The organism is Brevundimonas sp. (assembly GCF_031082345.1).
Lineage (GTDB): Bacteria > Pseudomonadota > Alphaproteobacteria > Caulobacterales > Caulobacteraceae > Brevundimonas.
Genome location: NZ_JAVHLH010000205.1, coordinates 1 through 5,106, shown reverse-complemented (window position 1 = coordinate 5,106; position 5,106 = coordinate 1). Strand labels below are relative to the sequence as shown.

General features: G+C 69.4%; 5 protein-coding genes. 3 read left to right on the top strand and 2 right to left on the bottom strand.

The genetic code is table 11. The features are described 5' to 3' along the window. Positions 1-476: carboxyl transferase domain-containing protein (locus tag RDU12_RS12160; protein WP_308684829.1), on the top strand; the 476-nt coding region annotated here is incomplete at its 5' end. 219 nt (positions 477-695) lie between these two features. On the opposite strand, the gene RDU12_RS12155 is transcribed toward RDU12_RS12160, so the two are convergent. Further along, the gene (locus tag RDU12_RS12155) at positions 696-1,058 is read right to left on the bottom strand and encodes a DUF2200 domain-containing protein (RefSeq protein WP_300290474.1); all 363 of its coding nucleotides are present in this window, start codon (positions 1,056-1,058) and stop codon (positions 696-698) included. Between the two features lie 80 nt (positions 1,059-1,138). Beyond that, on the bottom strand, positions 1,139-2,503 hold the full coding sequence (locus RDU12_RS12150; RefSeq protein ID WP_300290477.1) for an HD-GYP domain-containing protein: 1,365 nt from the start codon (positions 2,501-2,503) through the stop codon (positions 1,139-1,141). 195 nt (positions 2,504-2,698) lie between these two features. On the opposite strand from RDU12_RS12150, the gene RDU12_RS12145 reads away from it, so the two are divergent. Next, complete coding sequence (locus tag RDU12_RS12145) at positions 2,699-3,598, top strand: enoyl-CoA hydratase-related protein (RefSeq protein ID WP_300290479.1); 900 nt, start codon at positions 2,699-2,701, stop codon at positions 3,596-3,598. A 90-nt stretch (positions 3,599-3,688) separates the two neighbouring features. Continuing rightward, a partial coding sequence (locus RDU12_RS12140) for a biotin carboxylase N-terminal domain-containing protein (RefSeq protein ID WP_308684826.1) occupies positions 3,689-5,106 on the top strand: 1,418 nt, incomplete at its 3' end.

The following is a 5,106-nucleotide window of genomic DNA, read 5'->3' as shown; positions in this document are numbered from 1 at the left end:
TGCAGAACATCTCGGGCTTCATGGTCGGCGGCAAATACGAGGCCGAGGGCATCGCCAAGAACGGCGCCAAGCTGGTCACCGCCGTCTCCTCGGCCGAGGTGCCCAAATTCACCGTCCTGATCGGCGGCAGCTTCGGGGCCGGCAACTACGGCATGTGCGGCCGCGCCTTCGGCCCCCGCTTCCTCTTCACCTGGCCCAACAGCCGGATCAGCGTCATGGGCGGCGAACAGGCCGCCGCCGTCCTCGCCACCGTCCACCGCGACGCCGACACCTGGACGCCCGAGGAGGCCGAGGCCTTCAAGGCCCCGGTGCGCCAGAAATACGAGGACGAGGGAAACCCCTACCACGCCACCGCCCGCCTCTGGGACGACGGGGTGATCGACCCGGTGCAGACGCGCGATGTGCTGGGTCTGGCCATCAGCGCCAGCCTGAATGCGCCGATCCCGGAGACCACCTTCGGCGTCTTCAGGATGTAGCGCCGATTGTCATCCCGGCCGAAGCGAAGCGGAGAGCCGGGACGGATTGGTCAAAATTTGATCGGCCCGGAAGCTGCGCCAGCAGCTATCCGGGCCACAGGTCAAGTCCGCGCGATGGCGACCTGTCTCCCGGACAATCGCGGGCGATTTCCGGGAGCCCGCCGCAACGGCGCCCTTCGTCCCGGACAAGCGCTGCGCGCTTTCCGGGATGACAAGCCGTCACCCGGCCCGCAGCACCTTCTCCATCGCCTTGCCCTTGCTCACCTCGTCGACCAGTTTGTCGAGGTGCCGCAGCTCCCGCATGAACGGGTCCTCGATCTCCTCGACCCGATAGCCGCAGATCATCCCCGTGATCAGGAACCGGTTCGGGTTCATCGCCGGCGCCCGGTCGAAGAATTCCTCGAACGTCGTCCCGTCGGCCAGCAGCGCCTCCAGCTGGGCCTGCGAATAGCCCGTCAGCCAGCGAATGACCTCGTCCACGTCCGCCCGCGTCCGGCCCTTCCGCTCCGCCTTGGCGACATAGTGGACATGGACGCTGGCCACGCTGGTCCGGCGGATGCGGTCGGTCGCGCTGGTCGCCATGCCAGGATCTCCGTGTTCCGTTTGCTCCGCCCCTTATCCGCCGGAACCGCGGAAGGGCTCAAGCTCCGGTCCGGCCGACCTCAGGCCGCCATCAGCTCCGGGCGATCCACGACCAGCCGCTCCAGCGCCTCGAACACCCGCGGGTCGACCGCCCGCCCGACTTCGCCGCGCATGATGTCGAGCGCCTTGGCCGTCGGCAGGGCCGCGCGATAGGGCCGGTCCGCCGTCAGGGCGTCGAAGAAGTCGCAGGCGGTGATGATGCGGGTCTCCAGACTGATCTGGAAATCGCGCAGGCCCAGCGGATAGCCGGTGCCGTCCAGCTTCTCGTGGTGGGCCGAGGACACCCGGGCCAGCTCGTCGAAGGCGCCGATCCGCGACAGGATTTCCTGCGTCTTCCCGGCGTGACCCTGCATCGCCGACCACTCGGCGCTCTCCAGCCGGCTCGGCTTTTCGAGGATGGTGCTGGATACGCCCAGCTTGCCCACGTCATGCAGCAGGGCCGCCCGTCGCAGCCACCGCCGCCGTTCGGGGGCCACGCCGAGGACCTCGCCGAGCGCGTCGGCATAGGCCGCCACCCGCGTGCTGTGGCCACTGGTGTAAGGGCTCTTGGCGTCGATCACCTGGCCGAAGCCCGCGGCGATGTCGTCCAGCCAGTCGTCGTCCAGCGTCAGCCGCGTCTGGACCGGCTCCATCATCATCAGGGCCTCCGCCAGCGCCGGCGAGGCCAGCCCGCTCCAGAACGCCTCGTCAGCCGCGGCCGCTTCCAGCGCCTCGACGAGCTGCGGGTCGAACCAGGCGCCGGCGCGGCGCCGGGCTTCGCCCAGGGCGGCGTCCCGTCCGCCCTCGGAGTGGAACACGTCGACCGCCTGCGCCAGCAGGGCGACCCGAGCGTAGAGCGAGATCGTTTCGCCGCCCAGACCCTCCGGCAGGCCGCCGCCGTCCCAGTGCTCGTCCAGATGCTGGATGCCCTGGGCTACCGCCTCGGAAAAGCGCAGCCGCCGCGCGATGTCGGCGCCGCGGTGGCAGCGGGTTTCGATCAGATCGCGCGACACCCGCCCCGTGTGCCTGAAGATGTGGACGAGAGCCTTCGCGCGCGCGATCGGGGCCAGGCCTTGCGCCGCATTGCCCAGCAGGAAGTCGATGGCGTCCGTGACCCTCGGACCGATGGTCTTGAACGACCGTTTGAACGCCAGATCGTCGGCGCCGTAGAAGTCGGCCAGCTTCGCCGCATTGCTGCTGCACCCCAGGTCCTTCAGCAGCAGGACGTAGTACAGCTCCCACAGCGCCTCTTGCCCGAGTCCGAGCCGCTGGCCGACATGCATGCCGATCCAGCAGCAGCGCATCGAATGGCCGACGGGCTGGCCCTCGGTCATGTCCAGGGCGCAGCTCAGCGCGCCCAGCAATTCCGACAGTTGAAGCGTGTCCGGGGCGGCAGGCTGCGTCACGGCGGGGACCGGGTCGACCGCGTGGGGATGTCACGCCGGACCAGTCTGGCCAACCACCCGTGTGGGCGGCGTTGACGTATATGGTGAACACCCGCGACATCGGTTGCCTTCGGAGGCGGCATCGGGACAATGAGGCCTTGCGCGAGGTGGAACGCCCCTTCCGCGGCGGCGCTTCCGACCAAGCTGGAGATTCCCATGACCCGTCCCACCGAAGCCGACCTCAACGCCCTCGACGTCACCCCCGGCGAGGCGGCCGAGATCAACGCCATCGCCCACCCGCTGCTGGCCGATCCGGCGCCTGACGCCAATGACGAGCTGGTGCAGATCCGCTCGACGACGGACGGGGTGGTGTTCGTCACCATCAACCGACCCGACAAGCGCAACGCCTTCGACGCCCCGACCATCGCCGCCCTCTACGAGGCGTTCGAGACCCTGCAGGGCGCCGACCATGTGCGCGTCGTCTTCATCCGCGGCGCGGGCGGGACGTTCAGCGCCGGCGCCGACCTCGGCTGGATGCGCGACGCCGCCGGCTGGTCCGAGGGCGACAACCGCACCGACGCCATGGGCCTGGCCAAGATGCTCAAGGCCCTGCACGACGTCCCGGCCCTGACCGTGGCCCTCGTCGAGGGCGCGGCCATGGGCGGCGGGGCCGGCATCGTCGCCGCCTGCGACATGGCCGTGGCGGTCAAGGGCACGCATTTCGCCTTCTCCGAGGTCAAGCTGGGCCTGATCCCCGCGACCATCGCCCCCTATGTGGTCGAGGCCGTCGGCGCCCGCACCGCCCGGGCCCTGTTCATGACCGCCGACGGCTTCGACGCCGCCGCCGCGAAGGAATTCGGCCTGGTCAGCCATGTGCTGGGCTCGGCCGACGAGATCGACGGCTTCGTCACCGCTTTCGCCGATTCGATGAAGGCCTGCGCCCCCGGCGCGGTCGGCGAGGCCAAGCGGCTGGTCAACGACGTCGCCGGGCGACCCATCGACCACGGCCTGATGGAGGACACCGCCCGCCGCATCGCCCACGCCCGCGTCTCCGACGAAGGCCAGGAAGGCGTCCGCGCCTACCTCGAAAAGCGCAAACCCCGCTGGGCGGAATAGGGTCGAGGGATGAGGGGCGAGGAAGGGGGCAGGCGTCACGGTCGAAACTCGCCCCTCGCCTCTCGCCCCTCGCCCCTCTAGAAAAGCCCCATGTTCAAATCCGTCCTGGTCGCCAATCGCGGCGAGATCGCCTGCCGCGTGTTCCGCACCGCCCGTCGCCTGGGCCTGCGCACCATCGCCGTCCATTCCGAAGCCGATGCGAAGGCCCTGCACGTCCGCGAGGCCGACGAAGCCGTCCTGATCGGCCCCGCCCCGGCCCGCGAGTCCTATCTCGACGCCGCGAAAGTCCTCGCCGCCGCCAAGGCCACCGGCGCCGAGGCCATCCACCCCGGCTACGGCTTCCTGTCCGAGAACGCCGACTTCGCCGAGGCGGTCATGGCCGCCGGCCTCGTCTGGATCGGCCCGCCGCCCGCCGCCATCCGCGCCATGGGCCTGAAGGACGCCGCCAAGACCCTGATGATCGAGGCCGGCGTGCCCGTCACCCCCGGCTATCTCGGCGAGGACCAGTCGCTGGACCGCCTGCAGAAGGAAGCCGACGCCATCGGCTATCCGGTGCTGATCAAGGCCGTCGCCGGCGGCGGCGGCAAGGGCATGAAAAAGGTCGAGCGCGCCGAAGACTTCGCCGACGGCCTCGCCTCGGCCCGGCGCGAGGGCCAGTCGTCGTTCGGCGACCCTCGCGTCCTGATCGAGAAATACATCACCCGCCCGCGCCACATCGAGGTGCAGGTGTTCGGCGACAGCCACGGAACCGTCGTCCACCTGCACGAGCGCGACTGTTCCCTCCAGCGCCGCCACCAGAAGGTGATCGAGGAGGCTCCCGCCCCCGGCATGGACGCCGCCACCCGCAAGGCCGTCACCGACGCCGCCGTCCGCGCCGCCAAGGCGGTGAACTACGAGGGCGCCGGCACCATCGAATTCATCGCCGACGCCTCCGAGGGCCTGACGGCCGACCGCATATGGTTCATGGAGATGAACACCCGGCTCCAGGTCGAACACCCGGTCACCGAGGCCATCACCGGCGTCGACCTGGTCGAATGGCAGCTGCGCGTCGCCGCCGGCGAGCCCATCCCGCTGAAACAGGCCGACATCCCCCTGAACGGCTGGGCCATGGAGGCGCGGCTGTATGCGGAGGACCCGGCCAACGGCTTCCTGCCCAGCATCGGCAGACTGGAGCATTTCCTCATGCCGGGAGACCGGTCGCCATACGAGGCCTCGGATGTCCGGATAGACACCGGGGTCCGGCAGGGAGGGCGGGTCAGTCAGTTCTACGACCCAATGATCGCGAAGATCATCGTGCACAGGAACAACCGCGATCAGGCCGCGGCCGACCTTGCAGAGGCTTGTGGAGAGGTCGAAGTCTGGCCCGTCCGCACCAATGCGGCATTCCTGAAGCGTTGCCTCGATCATCCGCAGTTCGTCGCAGGTGACGTGGACACGGGATTCATCGGAGAGAAGGAAGCAGATCTGATGCCTCGCCCGCTCTCCACTGAAGGCCTTCAGGCAGCCGG